Origin of the sequence: Pseudooceanicola atlanticus (assembly GCF_000768315.1) — a bacterium.
Lineage (GTDB): Bacteria > Pseudomonadota > Alphaproteobacteria > Rhodobacterales > Rhodobacteraceae > Pseudooceanicola > Pseudooceanicola atlanticus.
Genome location: NZ_AQQX01000001.1, coordinates 565,303 through 585,834 on the forward strand (window position 1 = coordinate 565,303; position 20,532 = coordinate 585,834).

The 20,532-nt window shown below is 65.0% G+C and carries 20 protein-coding genes; 15 read left to right on the forward strand and 5 right to left on the reverse strand.

The annotated features are described in order from the left end of the window. Nucleotides 1-310 precede the first annotated feature (310 nt). From ATO9_RS02800 to ATO9_RS02870, 15 genes are all read left to right on the forward strand, one after another. A complete protein-coding gene (locus tag ATO9_RS02800) occupies nucleotides 311-946 on the forward strand; it encodes a precorrin-8X methylmutase (RefSeq protein WP_043745576.1) in 636 nt (211 codons plus the stop codon). A 144-nt stretch (nucleotides 947-1,090) separates the two neighbouring features. Further along, the gene (locus ATO9_RS02805) at nucleotides 1,091-2,293 is read left to right on the forward strand and encodes a bifunctional cobalt-precorrin-7 (C(5))-methyltransferase/cobalt-precorrin-6B (C(15))-methyltransferase (protein WP_043744700.1); all 1,203 of its coding nucleotides are present in this window, start codon (nucleotides 1,091-1,093) and stop codon (nucleotides 2,291-2,293) included. Nucleotides 2,294-2,389: 96 nt separating this feature from the next. After that, nucleotides 2,390-3,091, forward strand: a complete 702-nt coding sequence (gene cobI, locus ATO9_RS02810; protein WP_043744703.1) for a precorrin-2 C(20)-methyltransferase — start codon at nucleotides 2,390-2,392, stop codon at nucleotides 3,089-3,091. Next, nucleotides 3,082-4,971, forward strand: coding sequence for a precorrin-3B C(17)-methyltransferase (gene cobJ, locus ATO9_RS02815; protein ID WP_052418051.1), 1,890 nt, complete (start codon nucleotides 3,082-3,084; stop codon nucleotides 4,969-4,971). Before cobI ends, cobJ begins: the two co-directional genes overlap by 10 nt. A 4-nt stretch (nucleotides 4,972-4,975) precedes the next feature. Continuing rightward, entirely contained in the window at nucleotides 4,976-5,761 is a 786-nt protein-coding gene (cobM, locus tag ATO9_RS02820; protein ID WP_043744706.1) for a precorrin-4 C(11)-methyltransferase, read from the forward strand. A gap of 80 nt (nucleotides 5,762-5,841) precedes the next feature. Further along, nucleotides 5,842-6,192 (forward strand): hypothetical protein, encoded by a 351-nt coding sequence (locus tag ATO9_RS02825; protein ID WP_043744709.1) that lies wholly within the window; start codon nucleotides 5,842-5,844, stop codon nucleotides 6,190-6,192. Between the two features lie 178 nt (nucleotides 6,193-6,370). Then, the gene (locus ATO9_RS02830; RefSeq protein ID WP_052418052.1) at nucleotides 6,371-7,081 is read left to right on the forward strand and encodes an adenylate kinase; all 711 of its coding nucleotides are present in this window, start codon (nucleotides 6,371-6,373) and stop codon (nucleotides 7,079-7,081) included. A 261-nt stretch (nucleotides 7,082-7,342) separates the two neighbouring features. Continuing rightward, nucleotides 7,343-8,377, forward strand: a complete 1,035-nt coding sequence (locus tag ATO9_RS02835; RefSeq protein ID WP_202902092.1) for a TRAP transporter substrate-binding protein — start codon at nucleotides 7,343-7,345, stop codon at nucleotides 8,375-8,377. Nucleotides 8,378-8,476: 99 nt separating this feature from the next. Beyond that, nucleotides 8,477-9,049 carry a TRAP transporter small permease gene (locus ATO9_RS02840; protein WP_043744712.1) on the forward strand — a complete coding sequence of 191 codons (573 nt, stop codon included), beginning with the start codon at nucleotides 8,477-8,479 and terminating at the stop codon, nucleotides 9,047-9,049. Then, nucleotides 9,049-10,371 carry a TRAP transporter large permease gene (locus ATO9_RS02845; protein ID WP_043744715.1) on the forward strand — a complete coding sequence of 441 codons (1,323 nt, stop codon included), beginning with the start codon at nucleotides 9,049-9,051 and terminating at the stop codon, nucleotides 10,369-10,371. The genes ATO9_RS02840 and ATO9_RS02845 overlap by 1 nt, the downstream gene beginning before the upstream one ends. 94 nt (nucleotides 10,372-10,465) lie before the next feature. Further along, nucleotides 10,466-11,233: an SDR family NAD(P)-dependent oxidoreductase gene (locus tag ATO9_RS02850; protein ID WP_043744719.1), complete on the forward strand. Its 768-nt coding sequence runs from the start codon at nucleotides 10,466-10,468 to the stop codon at nucleotides 11,231-11,233. 12 nt (nucleotides 11,234-11,245) lie between these two features. After that, nucleotides 11,246-12,010: a crotonase/enoyl-CoA hydratase family protein gene (locus ATO9_RS02855; protein ID WP_043744722.1), complete on the forward strand. Its 765-nt coding sequence runs from the start codon at nucleotides 11,246-11,248 to the stop codon at nucleotides 12,008-12,010. Beyond that, the gene (locus tag ATO9_RS02860) at nucleotides 12,007-12,516 is read left to right on the forward strand and encodes a MarR family winged helix-turn-helix transcriptional regulator (RefSeq protein ID WP_052418053.1); all 510 of its coding nucleotides are present in this window, start codon (nucleotides 12,007-12,009) and stop codon (nucleotides 12,514-12,516) included. The genes ATO9_RS02855 and ATO9_RS02860 overlap by 4 nt, the downstream gene beginning before the upstream one ends. Beyond that, entirely contained in the window at nucleotides 12,513-14,309 is a 1,797-nt protein-coding gene (locus tag ATO9_RS02865) for an AMP-binding protein (RefSeq protein WP_052418054.1), read from the forward strand. The genes ATO9_RS02860 and ATO9_RS02865 overlap by 4 nt, the downstream gene beginning before the upstream one ends. Before the next feature lie 10 nt (nucleotides 14,310-14,319). Further along, nucleotides 14,320-15,192 carry an amidohydrolase family protein gene (locus tag ATO9_RS02870; RefSeq protein ID WP_043744725.1) on the forward strand — a complete coding sequence of 291 codons (873 nt, stop codon included), beginning with the start codon at nucleotides 14,320-14,322 and terminating at the stop codon, nucleotides 15,190-15,192. Between the two features lie 55 nt (nucleotides 15,193-15,247). Here the strand turns inward: ATO9_RS02870 and ald are convergent, their stop codons facing one another. The 5 genes from ald to ATO9_RS02895 form a co-directional block, all read right to left on the reverse strand. Next, a complete protein-coding gene (gene ald / locus ATO9_RS02875; protein WP_043744728.1) occupies nucleotides 15,248-16,390 on the reverse strand; it encodes an alanine dehydrogenase in 1,143 nt (380 codons plus the stop codon). A gap of 180 nt (nucleotides 16,391-16,570) precedes the next feature. Continuing rightward, a complete protein-coding gene (locus tag ATO9_RS02880) occupies nucleotides 16,571-17,407 on the reverse strand; it encodes a 3-oxoadipate:acetyl-CoA acetyltransferase (RefSeq protein WP_043744731.1) in 837 nt (278 codons plus the stop codon). Between the two features lie 79 nt (nucleotides 17,408-17,486). Beyond that, a complete protein-coding gene (locus tag ATO9_RS23345; RefSeq protein ID WP_052418055.1) occupies nucleotides 17,487-18,161 on the reverse strand; it encodes a GntR family transcriptional regulator in 675 nt (224 codons plus the stop codon). A 484-nt stretch (nucleotides 18,162-18,645) separates the two neighbouring features. Then, nucleotides 18,646-19,200: a fasciclin domain-containing protein gene (locus tag ATO9_RS02890; protein ID WP_043744736.1), complete on the reverse strand. Its 555-nt coding sequence runs from the start codon at nucleotides 19,198-19,200 to the stop codon at nucleotides 18,646-18,648. Nucleotides 19,201-19,354: 154 nt separating this feature from the next. Further along, nucleotides 19,355-20,224, reverse strand: a complete 870-nt coding sequence (locus ATO9_RS02895) for a Hint domain-containing protein (RefSeq protein WP_162183052.1) — start codon at nucleotides 20,222-20,224, stop codon at nucleotides 19,355-19,357. Between the last annotated feature and the right edge of the window lie 308 nt (nucleotides 20,225-20,532).

Here is a 20,532-nt window from a genome sequence, read left to right on the forward strand (position 1 = left end):
CTGGCCGTTCGAGACCGGGCTGGAACTGCCCGCCGCGCAGGTCGTGCTGGCCGAGGTCTATCCCTCGCTCTGGCAGGCCCGGGCGCATCGCGAAAAGGCCGGGGACGAACCGCTGGACAGCGCGCAGGTGCGGGTGACGGCGGCGGAACTGGCAGCGCTGGACGATCAGGGTTTGCTCGCCGTCGCCTTCTCCGGGCCCAAGGATTTGGCCCCCGAACAGCGCGAGGCCGTCGCGCGGGAAGAGGCCTGGATCCTCGGCCTCGACCAGGTGCAGGGCGAGGACAAACCGACGCCCGCCCCCCCGCGAGGGATGCGGTACGAGAGGAACCCCGCAGCGATCTACGCCGAAAGCTTTGCCACCGTCCGGCGCGAGGCGCGGCTGAACCGGTTCCCCGAGGGCATGCAATCGCTGGCGATCCGCCTGATCCATGCCTGCGGCATGATCGAGGTCGCGGATCGCATCGCCTATTCCGAAGGCGCGTGGGAGGCCGGGCGGCTGGCCCTGCTGTCCGGCGCGCCGATCCTGTGCGATTGCGAGATGGTCGGCGCGGGTATCATCCGTCGCACGCTGCCCGCCGGGAACGAGGTGATCGTGACGCTGAACGATCCTTCCGTGCCGGACCATGCGAAAGCGATCAACAACACCCGCTCCGCCGCGGCAGTTGACCTCTGGGACGCTCATCTGGACGGTGCCGTGGTCGCCATCGGCAACGCCCCGACCGCGCTCTTCCGCCTGCTCGAGCGGCTGGACGAAGGCGCCCCGCGCCCTGCGGTGATCCTGGGTTTCCCGGTTGGCTTCGTCGGCGCCGCGGAAAGCAAGGCGGAACTGGCCGCACGGCCCCGCGGCTGCGACTTTGTCGCCCTGCGCGGACGGCGGGGTGGCTCGGCCATCGCCTCGGCCGCGGTGAACGCATTGGCGGCGGGATTGCCGGGAGAGACGTCATGAGGGATCACGGTTTGCAGATGTCGTGTCGCCTCCGGCGGGAGTATTTTGGGCAAGATGAAGCTGGGATCGATCCAGGCTTCATCTTGCCGGAAATACTCACTGTCGAAACCGCCCAGGACGGGCGCGTCAGCGAAGGAGAGCGCCATGTCTGACCCCTGGCTGCATATCGTCGGGATCGGCGAAGACGGCATGGACGGGCTGCTGCCCGCCACCCGTGCGGTCGTCGAGGCCGCGGATGTCATCATCGGCGGCGACCGGCACCACGTTCTGTCGGACAGCGTCACCGCCGAACGGCTGGCCTGGCCGTCGCCCTTCGATGCTCTGATCTCGGACCTTGAAGGGTTGCGGGGACGGCGCGTCGTCGTGCTGGCGACGGGTGATCCGTTGTGGTTCTCGGTGGGCACGCGGATCGGGCGGGCGATCCCGCCGGGTGAGATCGTCTATCATCCGCAATTGTCCGCCTTCCAGCTGGCGGCTGCGCGGATGGGCTGGTCGATGGCGGATCTGGAGACGCTGACGGTACATGGCCGCCCGGTCGAGCAGATGATCGCCTTCATCCAGCCCGACGCGCGGCTGCTGATCCTGACCACCGGGGCGGAGACCCCGGGCCAGATCGCGCGTTTCCTGACAGAGCGTGGCTTTGGCCGGTCGGCCATGACGGTGCTGGCGAATATGGGCGGCGCTGAGGAGGCGCGGTTCGACGGGCTGGCCGAGAGCTGGGATCACGTGGTGCCGGCCTTTAACACCCTGGCGGTGGAATGTGTCGCGGAGCCGGATGCGGCGCTGTTGCCGCGTGTGCCGGGGCTGGACGATGCACTGTTCCAGTCCGACGGAACGATGACGAAGCACGAGGTGCGGGCCGCGACCCTGGCCAAGCTGATGCCGATGCGTGGGGCGCATCTGTGGGATATCGGCACCGGATGCGGGTCTGTGGCGATCGAGTGGATGCGGGGCGCGCGCTATACCAGCGCTGTCGGCATCGAGCCGCGCGCCGACCGTCGGGCCATGGCGGCGGCCAACGCGCTGGCGCTCGGCGTGCCGCGGCTGGAACTGATCGAGGGCGAGGCCCCGGCTGTTCTGGAGGGGCTGGCGCGGCCGGATGCGGTCTTCATCGGCGGCGGGTTGTCGGAATCGGTCTTCCTGGCCGCCTGGGAGGCGCTGAAGCCGCTGGGGCGGCTGGTTGCCAATGCCGTCACGCTGGAAAGCGAGGCGGAGCTGATCTCCCTGCACCGCGCCCATGGCGGGGACCTCGTCCGGTTGCAGGTGCATCGCGCGGAACCGGTCGGGCGGCTGACCGGGTGGCGACCGTCGATGCCGGTGACGCAGTGGAGCCTGGTGAAGCGATGATCCGGGTTTTGGCGCAGGTTGCCGGGGCGGGAGCCTCCGGCGGGAGTATTTTGGGCAAGATGAAGATTGGATCGGCGCTTGGCCGGGAGGCCGGACATGGCCGGTAAGTTGTGGGGCGTGGGACTGGGGCCGGGCGATCCGGACCTGTTGACGCTGCGCGCGGCGCGGCTGATCGGGGGGGCGGATGTCGTGGCCTATCCGGCACTGGCCGGGGGCGACAGTTTCGCGAGGTCGATCGCGGCCGACCTGATCCCGGCAGGCGCACGCGAGATCGTCATGGACGTGCCGATGACCGTTGAGCGCGGACCGGCCCAGGCGGCCTATGATACCGGCGCGGCCGAGATCGCGGCGGCGCTGGAGGCGGGGCAGGACGTGGTCTGCCTGTGCGAGGGCGATCCGTTCTTCTACGGCTCTTTCATGTACCTTTTTGCGCGGCTGTCCGACCGGTTCGAGGTCGAGGTCGTGCCGGGGGTCACCTCGGTCTCGGCCTGTGCGGCGCGGGCGGGGATGCCGCTGGTGGCGCGGAACGAGCGACTGACGGTCTTGCCGGGGCCGCTGCCCGAGCCGGAGCTGCGCGAGCGGGTCGCCGGGGCGGAGGCCGTGGCGATCATGAAGGTCGGGCGGCACATGGCGAAGATCCGGGGCGTCATCGACGACCTGGGGCTGCTGGACCGATCGGTCTATGTGCAGCGGGTCGGGTTGCCGGACGAGGTTGTCTGCAAACTGGCCCAAGCACCGGATACGGCGCCGTATTTTTCGATGATCCTGATGAACAAGGGGAATGACCCATGGCTTTGAACCCTGTCGTGATGGCCGTCTCGGGCTCTGGCGCGGAGATTGCGCGGCGTGTGGCCGATGCGCTGGACGTGCCGATGTATGGCCGGACTGGTCGTGTCGCGGGGGCGGACGAGGACTTTGCCAACGCGCTGGAGTTCGCGAGGGAGATGTTCGCGGCCGGCCGCCCGGTGATCGGGGTCTGCGCCAGTGGCATCTTGATCCGGGCCGTGGCGCCGCTGCTGGCCGACAAGGTGAACGAGCCGCCGGTGATCTCGGTCTCCGACGACGGGTCGGTGGTCGTGCCGCTGCTGGGCGGGCATCGCGGGGCCAACCGGATGGCGCGCCGCATCGCAGAGGTGCTGGAGGCCAAGGCGGCGGTGACGACGGCGGGTGACGTTGCGCTTGGCGTGTCGCTGGACGAACCGCCCGCGGGCTGGCGGCTGGGCACGCCGGACCTAGCAAAGGACGCGATGGCGCGGCTGCTGGCCGGGGGCCGGGCGCGCATCGACGGGGACGAGGCAATCAAGGCGGAATGGCTGGAGGCACTGCCCGCTGCCGCACCCGATTTCGACGGCGATGTCGTGGCGATGGAGGCGACGACGGCCCCGCCGGTTGAGGGCGTGCTGACCTTCCACCCGGTGCGCTTCGCGCTCGGCGTGGGCTGTTCGCGGAACTGCCCGCCGGAGGAATTGCAGGCTCTGGTCGAAGGCATGCTGGCCGAGGCGGAAATCGCGCCGGGGGCGATCAGTGCGGTGCATTCGATCGACGTCAAGGGTGACGAGCCTGCCGTGATCCGTCTGGCCGACACCCTGGGCGTGCCCCTGCGTCTGTTCCCGGCCGCCGAGCTTGAGGCGGTGACCGACCGCCTGGAAAACCCCTCCGAGGTCGTCTTTGCCGAGGTCGGGTGCCATGGCGTGTCCGAAGGCGCGGCGCTGTGCGGGGCTGGCCCGGATGGCGTGCTGGCCCAACCCAAGCTGAAGACGGCAAACGCGACCTGCGCGCTGGCCGTGGTGCCGGGTGGCGTGATCGAGGCGCCCCGGGGCCGTCCGCGCGGACGGCTGAGCATCGTGGGCATCGGTCCGGGGCAGTCCAGCTGGCGCACGCCGGAAGTGTCGCGGCTGGTGTCCGAGGCCGAGGAGCTGGTGGGCTACGGGCTCTATATCGATCTGCTGGGGCCGCTGGCCCATGGCAAGACGCGGTCGGATTTCCCCCTTGGGGGCGAGGAAGACCGCTGCCGTTATGCGCTGGAACAGGCGGGGCAGGGCAAGAATGTCGCGCTGGTGTGTTCGGGCGATGCGGGCATCTACGCCATGGGCGCGCTGGTCTTCGAATTGCTGGATCGCGGTGCGGGCGAGGGTGGTGTGACGGCTGAGGCGCGGCGGGTCGAGGTGGTCTGTTCGCCCGGTGTCTCGGCGCTTCAGGGGGCTGCAGCGCGGGCTGGGGCACCGCTGGGTCATGATTTCTGCGCAATCTCGCTGAGCGACCTGCTGACACCGCGCGAGGATATCGTGAAACGGCTGAAGGCTGCGGCGGAGGGCGATTTCGTGATCGCCTTCTACAACCCGGTGTCGCGCCGGCGGCGGACACTGCTGGCGGAGGCGCGGGATATCCTGTTGCAGCACCGTCCGGCGGATACCCCGGTCATGCTGGCCTCCAACCTCGGGCGGCCTGAGGAAAACATACGCTACCGCAGGCTCGACGCATTGCAGGTGGACGAGGTGGACATGCTGACGGTCGTGCTGATCGGGTCGTCGCATTCGCGTCTGGCTCAGCTGGGCGAAGGGCCACGGATGTTCACGCCGCGCGGCTATGCGCGCCGGATCGACGGGGACCTGCGGGATGTCGGGAATCGGCATCTGGAGGACGCGGCGCTCGCGACCTCGGACGATAGGAAAGGGTGAAGGAATGACGGTCTATTTCATCGGTGCCGGGCCCGGAGACCCGGAGTTGCTGACCCTGAAGGCGCAGCGCGTGATCGGCGAATGCCCGGTCTGCCTGTATGCCGGATCGCTGGTCCCGGCCGAAGTCGTGGCCTGCGCTCCCGACGGCGCGCGGGTCATGGACACTGCGCCGATGACCCTGGACGACACCCATGCGGAAATCGTCGCGGCCCACGGACGTGGCGAGGACGTGGCGCGCGTGCATTCGGGCGATCCATCGCTCTATGGCGCGATCGCGGAACAGGTGCGGCGGCTGCGGGCGGATGGCATCCCCTACGAGATCATTCCGGGCGTGCCGGCCTATGCGGCGGCGGCGGCGGCCCTTGGCCAGGAACTGACCGTGCCGGAAGTGGCGCAATCCATCGTGCTGACGCGGGTGTCGATGAAGTCGACCTCCATGCCGTCCGGCGAGACGCTGGAGAACTTCGCCCGCACGGGCGCGACCCTGGCGATCCATCTGGGCGTGCGGAACCTGCGGGAGATCGAGCGCCAGCTGGTGCCCTATTACGGGGCCGATTGCCCGGTGGTGGTCGCCTATCGCGTCGGCTGGCCTGACCAGATGTTCATTCGCGGCACGCTGACCGATATCCAGGCCAAGGTCCGCGCCGAAAAGATCACGCGCACCGCGCTGATTCTCGTCGGGCCGGTTCTGGGCGAGGTTCGCGACTTCCGCGACAGTGCGCTTTACGATGCTGCGATCCCCCATGTCCTGCGCCCCCGTGTGCGTGAGGCAACGGCCGGAGAGAAATAAATATTCCTGGGCGCGGAACTTTTGGATTAACTTGACGCTTAACTTAGTGACGCCATGCTGGCGCCGAGAGGAGCGACGGTATGACGACTTATCTGCCCAAGGAAGTGCGCGATGGCCTGCTGGCTGCGCAAAAGACGGCGTTCCGCAAACGGAACCGCCTTCGGGTCGTGATCGGGGTCGAGGCCTATCCGATCCGTCGTCTCTGGGATCATGGCTTTGCCGTGGAGCGCGAGGGCGTTCCGCAACTGCGCGGTCTGGTCGATGTCTACGATGGCGGGCGGCACCTGTGGCAATGCCTGATCGTGGCCGCCGCCGAGGATGGCGATGAGATGCAGTATGAGTTCAAGCGTCAGACCGTGGCGCTGGACGCGGCACCTATCGACTTTGCCCGGGATGAAAACGCGCCTGCGGGGCTTTTGGCGCGCGAGTGACACAGCTCGAGGCCGTTTGAAATCGCCCGAGATTTTCAACTTTTCGGGCGAGTTCGAAAAAACTTTTACAAAATTGTTCGGTGATTGCGCGCAGATGTGGCGAGGTTGACACTTTGCGCGTAAACCCTTGGTCGAGGCTAGGGGAGGAGGACCCCGTGGTGAGACGGAGGAGAATCCCATGGCGGAAACGCTGATCGAACGAGCATCCGAAACCGAAAACCGTGCCGCTGTGGTGATCCTGCTGGGCCCGCCGGGTGCTGGCAAGGGGACCCAGGCGCGGCGCCTGGAAGAGGCGTTCGGCCTGGTCCAACTGTCGACCGGCGACCTGCTGCGCGCGGCCGTGTCTCAGGGCACCGACGCGGGCAAGCGCGCCAAGGCAGTGATGGATGCGGGCGGCCTGGTCAGCGACGACATCGTTCTCGCGATCCTCGAGGACAGGCTGGCGCAGCCCGACGTGATCAAGGGCGTGATCCTGGATGGCTTCCCCCGGACTGAAGCGCAGGCCGACGCGCTGGACGCGATGTTGGCTGCGCGGGGGCAGAAGGTGAATGCGGCCGTCTCCCTCGATGTGGATGACGCGGCCATGGTCGAGCGTATTTCTGGCCGCTACACCTGTGGCGGTTGCGGCGAAGGGTATCACGACAGTTTCAAGCAGCCGGCCAAGGCCGGGGTTTGCGACAATTGCGGCGGGACCGAAATGAAGCGCCGCGCCGACGACAATGCGGAAACCGTGGGGGAACGACTGCGCGCCTACCACGCCCAGACCGCGCCACTGATCGCGTTCTACAAGGGCCGCGGCTGCCTGAGCAGCGTTGACGCAATGGCCGCTATCGACGAAGTTGAGACCGATCTTCAGCAGATTATCCGGGACGCTATCGGCGCGACCTGATTCGGCTGAGATCGACCGTGATCGGGGGCTATCCTTCGGACGGGCCCCGATCTGGACGCGACAATTTCCTTGTCATCGTCAACTATTCTCGAAAATAACAGATATCCCTCATTACGGAAATTGACAGAGTCGGTTTTCACCGTCATCGTGTTTCGGCAAGGCGTCGACCGGATGCCGATCAGAGCCCGGAAAACGGGCCGGGGAGGGAGCCCCGAAGATCGGTACGGACCTGCGCGCCGGCACATGACGGGAGGAAATCAAATGACGTTCATGACAACGGCAATCCGCGGGCTTGCCGCCGCAGCACTTCTGGCCGGGTCGAGCACCCTTGCCCTGGCCCAGGATGTCACCCTTAAGATGCACCAGTTCCTGCCGGCACAGGCCAAGGTGCCGACCGACATCCTGGATGTCTGGGCTGACAAGATCGAAGCCGAGAGCGACGGTCGCATCAAGATCGACCGCTACCCCTCCATGCAGCTGGGTGGGCGTCCGCCGGAGCTGGCCGACCAGGTGGTCGACGGTATCGCGGATATCATCTGGACCGTGACGGGCTACACGCCGGGCCGCTTCCCGCGCTCCGAAGCGTTCGAGATGCCGTTCATCATGACCAACGGCGAGGATACCAGCCGCGCCTATTGGCAATATGTCGAAAACAACATGCTGGATCAGGACTTTGCTGAGCTGAAGATGCTGGGCGTCTGGGTCCATGGCCCGGGCCTGATCCACTCCAAGTCGCCGATCACTTCGGTCGCGGATCTGAACGGGGTCAAGCTGCGTGCGCCGACCCGCGTGACCAACAAGATGTTCACCGATATGGGCGCGACCACCGTCGGCATGCCGGTTCCCGCCGTGCCCGAGGCGCTGTCCAAGGGCGTGATCGACGCCACCGTGATCCCGTGGGAAGTGACGACCGCGCTGAAAGTGTCCGAACTGGTCGAGAACCACACCACCTGGCCGGACAACGCACTGTACACCACGACTTTCATCTTCGCGATGAACAAGGACAAGTACGAGGCGCTGCCGGATGATCTGAAAGCCGTCATCGACGCGAATTCGGGCGAGGAATTCTCGGCCTTCGCGGGCAAGACGATGCAGGCGGCCGACCAGCAGGGCCTGGATTTCGCGATGGAGCGCGGCAACAACATCATCGACCTGAGCGAAGAGCAAATCGCCGAGTGGAAAGAGGCCGCCGCGCCGATCGAAGCCTGGTGGGTCGAAGAGATGGACAAGGCCGGGATCGACGGTCAGGCGCTGCTGGACGAAGCCAAGGCGCTGATCGAAGAGAACTCCAAGTAAGTTAGGGGTGGGGCCGCGCATCCAAGGCGTGGCCCCGTTTCCCTGTCGCCGGCATCCCAGGGGTGCCTGACCCTCGAAGCGGATTTCGGGACGGATTTCATGTATCGTGTCTTTCTGACATTGGCGCGTTTCGCGGCCATATTGGGCGGTATCGTCCTGACGGCGCTGATCGTGCTCACCGTGGTGTCGGTCGCGGGCCGCGCCCTGAACACCATGATGCACTGGCTGATCGATATCGGCTTGCTTGGCGGTCTGGCGCAGTCGGTGCTTGATATGGGCGTCGGTCCCGTTCTCGGGGATTTCGAGCTGGTCGAGGCCGGCATCGCCTTCTGCATCTTCGCCTTCCTGCCGCTGGCGCAGATCACCGGGGCCCATGCGACCGTCGACATCCTGACATCGCGCTTCCCCGATGGCGTGAACCGCGCGCTGACCGCCCTGTGGGAGGTCATCTTTGCCGTCGTTCTGATCGTCATGGCGTGGAAGCTCTATGACGGGATGCAGGGCAAGATGCGGTACAACGAAACCACGATGCTGCTGCAATTCCCGGTCTGGTGGTCCTATGCCGCCTCGCTGGGGGGCGCGGTCGCTGCCGCGCTGGTGGCCACCTACGTGGCCCTGGCCCGCCTGGCCGAGGCCGCCACGGGCCGCGTGATCCTCAAAGGGGCGCTCTGATGGACAATTTCGATATCGGGCTGCTGTCCTTCCCGGTCCTGATGCTGCTTATCTTCCTGCGCATGCCGATCGGGCTGGCGATGTTCGCTGTCGGGTTCGGCGGGCTGTATTTCGTGACCGGCGGCACCGTCGTGGCGCTGGCCAAGATGAAGAGCGAGGCCTATTCGACCTTTTCCAGCTATTCGCTGTCCATCGTGCCGATGTTCCTTCTGATGGGGCAGTTCGCCACGCTGGGCGGGATGAGCAAGGCCCTGTTCAAGGCCGCCGAAAGCTGGCTGGGCCATCTGCGTGGCGGTGTCGCCATGGCCGCCATCGGGGCCTGTGCCGGGTTCGGCGCGATCTGCGGGTCGTCGCTGGCCACCGCCGCCACGATGGGCCAGGTCGCCCTGCCCGAGTTGAAGCGGTATGGCTATTCGGGCGGCTTTTCCTCGGCCACCCTGGCCGCAGGTGGAACGCTGGGCATCCTGATCCCGCCCTCCGTCATCCTCGTTATCTACGCAATTCTGACAGAACAGAACATTGCGAAGCTTTTCCTTGCCGCCTTTATCCCGGGCATCCTCGCGGCCATCGGATACATGATCACGGTGTCGATCTACGTGCGGCTCAACCCGGATGCGGCGGGCACCCGTCCGGCTGTTCCGATGTCGGAACGGTTCGAGGCGATGATCAACGTCATCCCCGTTCTCGTCGTGTTCCTGCTGGTCGTTGGCGGCATCTACCTTGGCATTTTCACTCCGACCGAAGGCGCGGCCGTGGGGGCCATGGGCACCGGCGTGATCGCCTGGTGGTCCGGCGGGCTGCGCGGGCGGGCCTGGCTGGACAGTTTCCTGGCCACGGCGAAAAGCACCGCGATGATCTTCTTCATCGTGCTGGGCGCGGCGTTCTACAACAGCTTCCTGGCGCTGACGCAGGTCCCGCAGGAATTGTCGCAATGGGTGGTGGAGCAGGGTTTCAACCCGTGGGTCGTGCTGTCGATCATCCTGGTCCTGTACCTGGTCTTTGGCTGCCTTATGGACAGCCTGTCGATGATCCTGCTGACGATCCCGATCTTCTGGCCGATCATCTCGATCCTCGATTTCGGCCTGTCGACCGAGGAATTGGCGATCTGGTTCGGCATCATTGTCCTGATCGTGGTCGAGGTCGGACTGATCACGCCGCCGGTGGGGATGAACCTGTTCGTCATCAATTCCATGGACCGCGAAACACCGATCGTGAAGACCTACGGCGCCGTCATGTACTTTGTCGGGTCCGACATCATCCGCGTCATCATTCTGGTGCTGTTCCCCGGTATCACGCTGTTCCTGCTGCGCCTTCTTCATTAAGAGGTGAGAGGTGAGTTATTGAGCTAGCAGTTGGCTCATATAATTGTTATGACGCATATCAATCATGGATGCGTCCCATCATGGGAGAGGACACATGGATATCAACGGAATCGGTGCAATCGTCACGGGTGCAGGCAGCGGCCTTGGTGCGGCCACGGCACGTCACCTGGCTTCGCTGGGCGCGAAAGTGGGCGTTGCGGATTTCAATGGTGAGGCCGCGGATGCGGTCGCGGCCGAGATCGGCGGCGTGGCGCTGCACGTGAACGTCGCGGACGAGGCGCAGGTCGAGGCGGCCTTCGACAAGTTCGTCGAGTTCAACGGAGAGGCGCCCCGCGTCGTCGTCAACTGCGCCGGGATTGGCACTGCCGGCCGCGTCGTCAATCGCGAGGGCAAGCTGGCAATCGACGCCTTCCGCCGCACGCTGGACGTGAACCTGATCGGCACCTTCATCATGCTGTCCTACGGCCTGAAGGGCATGCAGGGTCTTGAACCTGCCAACGACGAAGGCGAGCGCGGTGTGATCATCAACACCGCCTCTGTGGCCTTCCAGGATGGCCAGATCGGGCAGGCGGCCTACGCAGCCTCGAAGGGCGGTGTTGCGTCCCTGTCGCTGCCGGTCGCGCGCGAAGCGGCCCGGTCCGGTGTACGGGTCGTCGCCATCGCGCCGGGCATGTTCCAGACCGCGATGGTCGATGGCCTGCCCGAGGAAATCCAGAAAGGCATCGCCGCCACGATCCCGTTCCCGTCGAAATTCGGCGACCCCGAGGATTACGCGGCCATGGCCGAGCACATCATCCGCAACAAGATGCTGAACGGGTCCTACATCCGCCTGGATGGGGCCGTGCGTCTTCCCCCCAAGTAACAGGGATTGCCCATGAGCGACGTTCTCAAAATCGACATTGACGGGCCGATCGCGGTTCTCACCATGTATCGCCCGGACAAGCGGAACGCGATGAACGACACGCTGCTTGCAGCGCTGGACGCGTTCTTTTCCAACCCGCCCGAGGGCGTGAAGGTTGTCGTGCTGACGGGAACGCATGGGCATTTCTGCTCGGGGCTGGACCTGAGCGAACACGTGGCGCGGAATGCGGAAGGTACGCTGCGCCATTCCCGGAACTGGCATGCGGTCATGGATCGCATCCAGTTTTCCGGCCTGCCGGCTGTCAGCGCGATGACCGGCGCCGTGATCGGGGGCGGCCTGGAACTGGCCACCTCCACCCATGTGCGGATTGCCGAACCCTCGGTCATTTTCCAGCTGCCCGAGGGGCGGCGCGGGATCTATGTCGGGGGCGGGGCGTCGGTCCGGGTGGGTCGTATCCTCGGCCCTGACCGGATGACCGAAATGATGCTGACGGGTCGCAAATACGGCGCCGAGGACGGCGAGAGGCTGGGCCTGTGCCATTACTCGGTCGGCGAAGGCGAAGCGATGGCGCTGGCGATGGACCTGGCCGGCAAGATCGCCCGAAACGCCAGCCTGTCCAACTACATCATGATCCACGCGATCGCCCGGATCGGGGACATGTCGCGGGCCGATGGCCTGTTCACCGAAAGCCTGAGCGCGGCGATTGCCCAGACCAGCGCCGACGCGGAAGAGGGGCTGCGCGCCTTCCTTGAAAAGCGCGCGCCGGAATTCCGGTGACACGCCGGGGCGCAGATGCGGCCTCGAAGGCGCCGGCGCCGCGCAAACCGGCAGGCCGCCCGCGTGATGCCCGCCTGCAGGAGCATCTTGGCTACGTGATGAAGCGGGTCTATTCGCAGATCCACTCCGATGCGATGCGCGTGCTGGAGCCGCTGGGCCTGCGCGTATCGACCTATTCCGCGCTGGCGGTGATTGCCGACAATCCCGGCTTGCGCCAGTCCCAGATCGCCGAGGAATTGTCGATCGAACGGTCCAACGCGGTTCTGATCATCGACGCGCTGGAGGAGCCGGGCTGGATCACCCGGAATCGCGTGCCGACCGATCGCCGGTCCTATGCCCTTGAGGCGACGCTGGCAGGTCGTCAGGTGCTCGAACGCGCGACCGAGGCGCTGAAGGCCCACGAGGCGCGGTTCTTCGCGGGGGTGGAGCCGGCGGCGCTGGACCAGTTCGCCGAGACGTTGCAGCAGATCGCCCGGTCTGCCGAGGAGGGGGAGGAGAACCCGTGACCGATCTAGCACCGGAATACGTGGCGCCGCAAAGCGCCGAGGTGGAAACGCTGGCAGATGGCAGCCTGGTGATGCGCACGCTGCAGCCTCTGGGCCCGGTGGCCGCGACCACCGGCGACTGGCTGGACCATTGGGCCGAGGCCGAACCGGACCGCGTCTTCCTGGCCGAACGGCTGGGCGATGGCTGGCGCGAGGTGAGCTATGCGCAGGCGCGGCAGATGGTGCGCGCGCTTGGCGGCTGGATGCTGGGGCAGGGGTTCAAGCCCGGCCAGGTCGTGGCGATCCTGTCCGGCAACGGTGTCGACCATGGTCTGCTGGCACTGGCGGCGCAATATGTCGGGCTGGTTTCGGCGGCTGTGGCAGAGCAATACAGCCTGATCCCTGGCGCTCATGAACGGCTGGCCCATGTCATCGAGGTGTCGGACCCGGTTCTGATCTTCGTCGACAATGCGGAACAGTATGGCGAGGCGCTGAAGCTGCCTGCGCTGGACGGCCTGACGATCCTGACGGCGCGCCCCGAGGGCGCCCCTGTGCCCGTCACCGATATCGCCGAGGCCTATGCCCATGTCGATGCGGGCGTGGACGACGCACATGCCGCCGTTGGGCCGGAGACGCTGGGCAAGATCCTGTTCACCTCCGGGTCCACGTCGCATCCCAAGGCCGTGCGCACGACCCACCGGATGATGTGCGTGAACCAGACCCAGCTGGCCGATTGCTTTCCGCTGATGCGGGCCAAGCCGATGAAGATCGTCGACTGGCTGCCATGGAACCATGTCTTCGGCGGGTCGCATAACTTCAACATGATGCTGTCGAACGGCGGGTCGCTGTACATCGACGACGGCAAGCCCACCGATGCCCTGTTCCCCCGCACGCTTGAGAACCTCGCGATGCATACCGGGACCCTCGCCTTCAACGTGCCGGTCGGCTACACCCGGCTGCTGGCGGCGCTGAAGGCGGACGAGGCGCTGCGCAAGCGGTTCTTCGATGGGCTGGAATTCTTCTTCTATGCCGGCGCGTCCCTACCGCAGGAGGTCTGGGACGGGCTGGGACAGATGGCGCTGGAGGAAACCGGCAAGCCGCTTCTGATGATCTCGTCCTGGGGAATGACGGAAACGGCGCCGGCCGTTCTGCTGGTGCATGAACATGTCGCTCGCTCCGGAATCATCGGCACGCCGGTTCCGGGGGCGGAGGTCCGCCTGATCCCCGAGGATGAGGGCCGGTTCGAGCTGCGGGTGAAGGGGCCCAACGTGATGCCCGGCTACCTCAACGACCCCGAGAAGACGGCTGAAAGCTTTGACGCCGATGGCTGGCTGATCACCGGCGATGCCGTGCGGTTCGTCGATGCCAACGACCCCGATCGCGGGCTGCTGTTCGATGGCCGCATCTCGGAAGATTTCAAGCTGACCTCGGGCACCTGGGTCCGGGCTGCGGCGATCCGCGAAGGGCTGATGACGGCGCTGCGCGGACTGGCCGCCGATGTGGTCGTGACCGGCCATGACAAGGCGCAACTCGGCTGCCTGATCGTGCCTGCCACCCCGGCTAAGGGGGCGGGCGCGGTCGAGGATGCCGCGCTGTTGCAGGACATCCGGGACCGTCTGGATACCCTTGCCGCAACGGCGACCGGGTCTTCGACGCGGGTCTGCCGCGCGCTGGTCATGGCCGAGCCGCCCAGCCTGCCGGACGGAGAGATCACGGCCAAGGGCAACCTCAATTCCCGCAAGCTGCGCGAACGCCGGGCCGACCTGGTCGACCGGCTTTATACCGACGGCGATCCGGCCGTCGTCACGGTTTAAGGAGAACACCATGGTCGACATTTCCAAGGTCCGCGCCATCGACATCCACACCCATGCGGAAGAGCCCTGTGGCTGCCATTCCGATGACGGCTATGACGATCTGCAATCCACCATGGCCAAGTATTTCGGCGCCCCGTGGGAGCACCCGCCCACCATCGCCGAAACCGCCGCCCATTACCGAGAACAGAACATCGCCGCGGTGATCTTTCCCGTCGATGCGGAGCGCGAGACCGGCTATCGCCGCTACAACAACGACGAGGTTGCCGAACAGGTGGCCGAGAATTCCGACGTGCTGATCCAGTTCGCCTCGATCGACCCGTGGAAGGGCAAGATGGCGGTGCGCGAGGCGCGGCGGCTGATCCGCGAGTACAAGGTGAAGGGGTTCAAGTTCCACCCGACCATGCAGGGCTTTTTCGCCAATGACCGGATGGCCTATCCCTTCTACGAAGTGCTGGAGGAGGAAGGCTGCATCGCGCTGTTCCATACCGGCCAGACCGGTGTGGGGTCCGGTATGCCCGGCGGCAACGGCATGCGGCTGAAATATTCCAACCCGATGTACATGGATGATGTCGCGGTGGATTTCCCGGACTTGAAGATCATCCTCGCCCATCCGTCCTTCCCCTGGCAGGAAGAGGCGCTGGCCGTCGCGCAGCACAAGCCGAACGTCTATATCGACCTGTCGGGCTGGTCGCCCAAGTACTTCCCCGAGATCCTCGTGCGATACTGCAACTCGATCCTGAAGAAGAAGGTGTTGTTCGGGTCGGACTGGCCGATGATCTCGCCCGAGCGGTGGCTGGGTGCCTTCGACAAGATCGCGATCAAGGACGAGGTCCGCCCGGATATCATCAAGAACAACGCCGCGCGGTTGCTGGGGTTCGAGTGACGGTTTCGCCCGGCACGACTGCCGGGCGATCCGTTTCAATCAAGCGTTCGCGGCCTTATTCGGCGGCTCGCAGGTGGCCGTCCAGTTCGGCGACGGCGGTTTCCGCGTCGACCCAGTCGAGGCCCTGGGCCTCGGCCACCGGCTGGCAGGTGATCCGGCCATTGGCGACGTTCAGCCCGGCGCGCAGGTGCGGGTCACGTTCCAACGCGGCTTTCACGCCCAGATCGGCGATGCGCAGCAGGTGCGGCAGGGTCGCGTTGTTCAGTGCGTAGGTCGAGGTGCGGGCGACGCCGCCGGGCATGTTGGCCACGCAGTAATGCACGATACCGTCGACCTCGTAGATCGGGTCCTGGTGGGTTGTGGGGCGCGAGGTTTCGAAACATCCGCCCTGGTCGATGGCGACATCGACGATCACCGCGCCGGGCTTCATGTCCGACAGCATGGCGCGCGTCACCAGCTTGGGCGCGGCGGCGCCGGGGATCAGGACGGCGCCGATCACGAGGTCGGCCTCGCGCACCGCGGCATCCAGCGACGTGGCGGTGGAATAGACGGTGTGGACGCGGCCCGCGAATTGCCGGTCGATGTCTTCCAGCACATCGTGCGAGCGGTCGAGCACGGTGACATCCGCCCCCATGCCGACGGCCATCTGCGCGGCGTTGCGCCCGACGACGCCGCCGCCGATCACGACGACCTTGGCCGGAGCCACGCCCGGCACGCCGCCCAGCAGCATCCCGCGGCCGCCCTGTGCCTTTTCAAGCGAATGCGCGCCAGCCTGGATGGACATGCGGCCCGCGACCTGGCTCATCGGGCGGAGCAGGGGCAGGCCGCCCTTGGCATCCGTCACCGTCTCGTAGGCGATGCAGGTCGCGCCGCTGTCGATCAGGTCTTTGGTCTGTTCGGTATCCGGGGCGAGGTGGAGATAGGTGTAGAGCGTCTGGCCGGGGCGCAGGCGCTTGCGTTCGACGGCCTGTGGTTCTTTCACCTTCACGATGGTGTCGGCCTCGGCGAAAACGGTGTCAACATCGGTGAGGCGCGCCCCCGCGGCCTCGTATTCCGCATCCGCCGCGCCGATGCCGTCGCCGGCGCCGGTTTCGATCAGCACCTCGTGGCCGCGATTGACCAGCTCTGCCACGCTTTCAGGCGTGAGGCCGACACGATATTCGTGGTTCTTGATCTCTTTGGGGCAACCGATTTTCATGACGCTCCTCCTTCGATCGAAGTTCAAATCAGTGACCCAATGGGATCACGAGGTGCGTGCAATGTCCTTGTTATTCTCCGGCCATGGATCACGATTGTCGAAGAAACCAGCGCGGCACGCCGGTTTCGGGGGAGGATCTGCGGCGGAAGGGGATAGGTGTGAAACCCTGTCCTGTCGGCCTCAGGCCGGCATCCGCAGGCCCAGCATCTCGCGCGCCTGCTGCCAGGTCGCCACGGGGCGTTCGTGCCGGTCGCAGATATCGACGATGCGCTGGACGAGGGCCGCGTTGGACGGCGCGAGCGTCGACTTGTCGAGGCGGATATTGTCCTCGAGCCCACAGCGGGCGTGACCGCCGGCGGGCACGGTCCATTCGTTGATCGTCAACTGATCCTTGCCGATCCCGGCGGCACACCATTCGCTGTCAGGCAGAAGGCGCTTCATCGTCTCGATGTAGAAATCGAAGGTCGGGCGGTCCACCGGCATCGCATTCTTCACGCCCATGACGAACTGTACATAGGGCGTGTCGGCGAATTTGCCCTGCTGGAACATCTTGGCCGCCTGGTGGATGTGGCTGAGGTCGAAGGCCTCGATCTCGGGCTTCACGTTGTAGGTCAGCATTTCGGATGCCAGCCATTCGACGAGGTCCGGCGCGTTTTCGTAGACGCGCGTGGGGAAGTTGTTCGACCCCACGGAGAGCGATGCCATGTCCGGCGATTGCGGCAGGTGACCGCCACGTTCCCGGCCGGAGCCGGACCGGCCGCCGGTTGAGAACTGGATGATCATGCCGGGGCAGTGCTTTTCCAGCCCTTCTTTCAGGCGGGCGAATTTCTCGGGGTCGGACGAGGGGGTGCCGTCGTCGTTGCGCACGTGGGCGTGACAGATCGTGGCGCCGGCCTCGAACGCTTCGTGAGAGGATTCAACCTGTTCGCTGACCGTGATCGGAACGGCAGGGTTGTCGTCCTTCGTCGGCAGGGACCCGGTGATGGCGACACAGATGATGCAGGGCTTTTCAGACATGCGAATAGCTAGGTTTCAGGCCGGTTGATTGTCAATGTCAAATATCTCCGATGCGGCGATCCCGTGGCATCGGAGGATATCAACCGGTGACGATGGACAGGTTGCCCTTGTCTGCCTCTTCGGCCTTCTTGATCTGTTCGACGAAGTCGTCGCCGATGCCTGCGATGGCCTGCATCACCTTGTAGAACGACCCGGTTTCGGCGGCGTCCCGGATGTCCATCGTGGTGCGTGTGAAGACATCCCAGGTGGCTTCGGGATCGTTGCGCACATCGTCGGCGCGCCAGCGCAGGACACGCCAGAAGGTGGACATGAGTGCATCTCGCAGGATCGGGTCCTTGACCTCGGTGAGATGCAGAAGGATCAGGCGACCGGCCAGCGTCACGTAGGATTCCGCGTCGCGCACATTGGCAGAGCTGATCGTCTGAGCGATGGCCGCATATTCGATCACCTTGGCCTGGTCGAGCTTCACATTCTCGCAATACCGGGCGGTTGCCCAGGACAGGTCGCGCAACAACTGGAAGCTCTGCGCGCGGTCCTCGGGGTCGTAGGCCACCACGCACGAGCCATAGCCCGACCGGATCGCCAGCATGTGTTCGCGTTCCAGCGCTTGCAGCACCTGGCGGATCGGCGTGCGAGACATGCCGAATTCCTTCGACAGTTCTGTCTCCTTCAGGATCGCCTCTTCGCCCGGGGGAACCAGGGAAATGCGGACCCGGAGGAGGTCGAGAATACCGGCGTAGTTGTTCTGAGGCATTGGCTGCCGCCTTCTTATTGGGTGGTGAGAGTATAGCCACCCTAGGTGAATAACAAAGCGCGCCCTGTCAGTTGACCTTGCGCCACATGGTGATCGGCACTGTTTCGCCGGGTTTGCATTTCTGTTGGGTCCGCAAAAAATTCACGAAATGGAATGGTTTTGCGTTTACACGTCGTGATGTCTACCTGTATACATTAATAACTCACCCGGGGTTGCCCGTGCAACCCTCCTTGATGGTGGTCGTCAAATTTCGGGGCGGCTGTCATCTGGAAGACACGGTGGCTGGGGCTGACCGGCATGCTGCCCAATGTCGGTTCTTGCTGTCCCCCCGGACGCGCCCCCGCTTTGTCGTGACTTGGGACTGGCCGGATATCCGCTGTCCCTATCGGGTATCCGGCCGCTACCCCACCCAACATGAAGCGATCACAAAAAAGGGGGGAGCAAAGAGCTCCCCCCTTGTCTGTCTGTACTTGAATACGTCGTCTTAGCCTGCCTGACCGGAGGGCAGCAGCACGCGGTCGATCACGTGCACGACGCCGTTGGATTGATCCACGTCGGCGGTGGTGACCGTGGCGGTGCGGCCGTTCTCGTCATCCAGCTTGAGCATGCCACCGTCCATATAGGCGGTCAGCGTGCAGCCACCGACGGTCGGCACCGGGTGACGGCCGCCGTCATCGGAAATCATTGTCGCGATATCGGTGGAGAAGGCTTCGGTCGCCACCACGTGGCAGCCGAGGATCTGCTGCAGTTGGGCGCGGTTCTCTTCCATCAGCAGCTTGTTCAGCGATGCTTCGGAGATCATGCCGAAGGCGTTGTTGGTCGGCGCGAAGACGGTGAACGGGCCATCGCCCATCAGCGTTTCAGCCAGGCCGGCGGCTTTGACGGCCGAGACCAGCGTGGTCAGGTTCGGCGCATTGGACGCGTTTTCGGCAATGGTCATGTCTGCCATCATCGGCGCGCCGCCGACGGTCGGGTTGTCCTGTGCGGTGGCGACGGTTGCGGTGCCGGCAACGGCGAGAGCTGCGATAAGGGATTTCATGGCATTTCCTCCGGTTGGTTATGGGCAGGTCGTCTGCCCTTCGATGCCCGTAGTCACGGGAGGGGGCGACGGAAGGTTTCAGGCACCTCAAAAAAACCGACGCCGGCCGGCCTGGTGGGACCGTCCGGCGTCGTGCTCAGACCCATCGGAACTGTCAGGCGGCGTTCTTGTCCATCTCCGACAGCAACAACTTGGAATGTCGGTAGGACGCGGTAGGGGCCGCGCGTTCCATCGCCCGCAACTCTGGCAGTCTCAGGGCAGAAACTTCAGAGATTGCGGCTTTCTGGGTCTGGGTGAGCGACTTGCGAGATGTGCGCCCAAGGAAGAGCGACTCGGCCGGCAATCCGTTCGCCGAAAGGATCGCATGGTCGGCGCACAGGATGTGGTGATAGCTGACCGACGCCCCCATCGTGTCGACTTCGCCCCGGAACCCGTGCAACGCCTTGGCCGGTACAAGGACCTCGGGGTAGCCGAACAGGAGGTTGGCATGACAGGACTGCACCAGGACCTGATGCTGCTGGGACAACCACGTGTCTTCGAGCGGGAAACCGGGCCCGAAGGCTCCGGCCTTGATCTTGACCGGGGCCAACTTGCGTTTCGCGCGGGGGCCGAGCCGGTCAAGCGCGAAGGTCTGGTTCCCGGTCCAGACGACCTCGTGATCCTGGCCGTGGATGTCACGGACCCAGTCACCGACCGAAATGTCCTCGACAGCGCTGGTGCCAAGCGGGGTCGCGATCTGCGTGCCCTTCACGAAACAGGCCGGGGCAAAGACCGTGGCGGGATCACTGTCGACGTCGATGACGACGGCCAAGGCACCGATCAGGTCTGGCGGACCGTCAGGATAGTAGAAATAGACCTGTTCTTCCGGCGTACCGGCATTGGTGGCGAAGATGATCACTTCGACCGAGGTTCCAAGCGGAACGATCAGGCCGGCAACGTCGACACCAGGTGTCGCCGTTCCCGACCCAACGAACGTTATTGGTTCAGAGTTGAAAGTTGAGACGCCATCGTCACCTGGCCCCAAGATTCCATCCGCGTCGATTATCTCTCCGCTTTCTGTAGGGCCAAAGTCCCCAAGAACGAGCGTTTCCGTTCCCGTGAACAGTGACGCGTTCAACAGTGCCCCATCATAGGGCACAACGTCTATCGTTGCGCTTCCCACTCTACCAACTCACTCTTTACACTGCCCTTCCGGGCGAAGCGGAGACACACACATCGACCTACGTGGTCGACCATCTCCGGCAAGGCGAACGACCTTGCCTCATCATGGTGTTAAGAGGTTGTGACGAGATAAGGGCAAAATTGACCCAAACATCAATTTTCCATGAATCA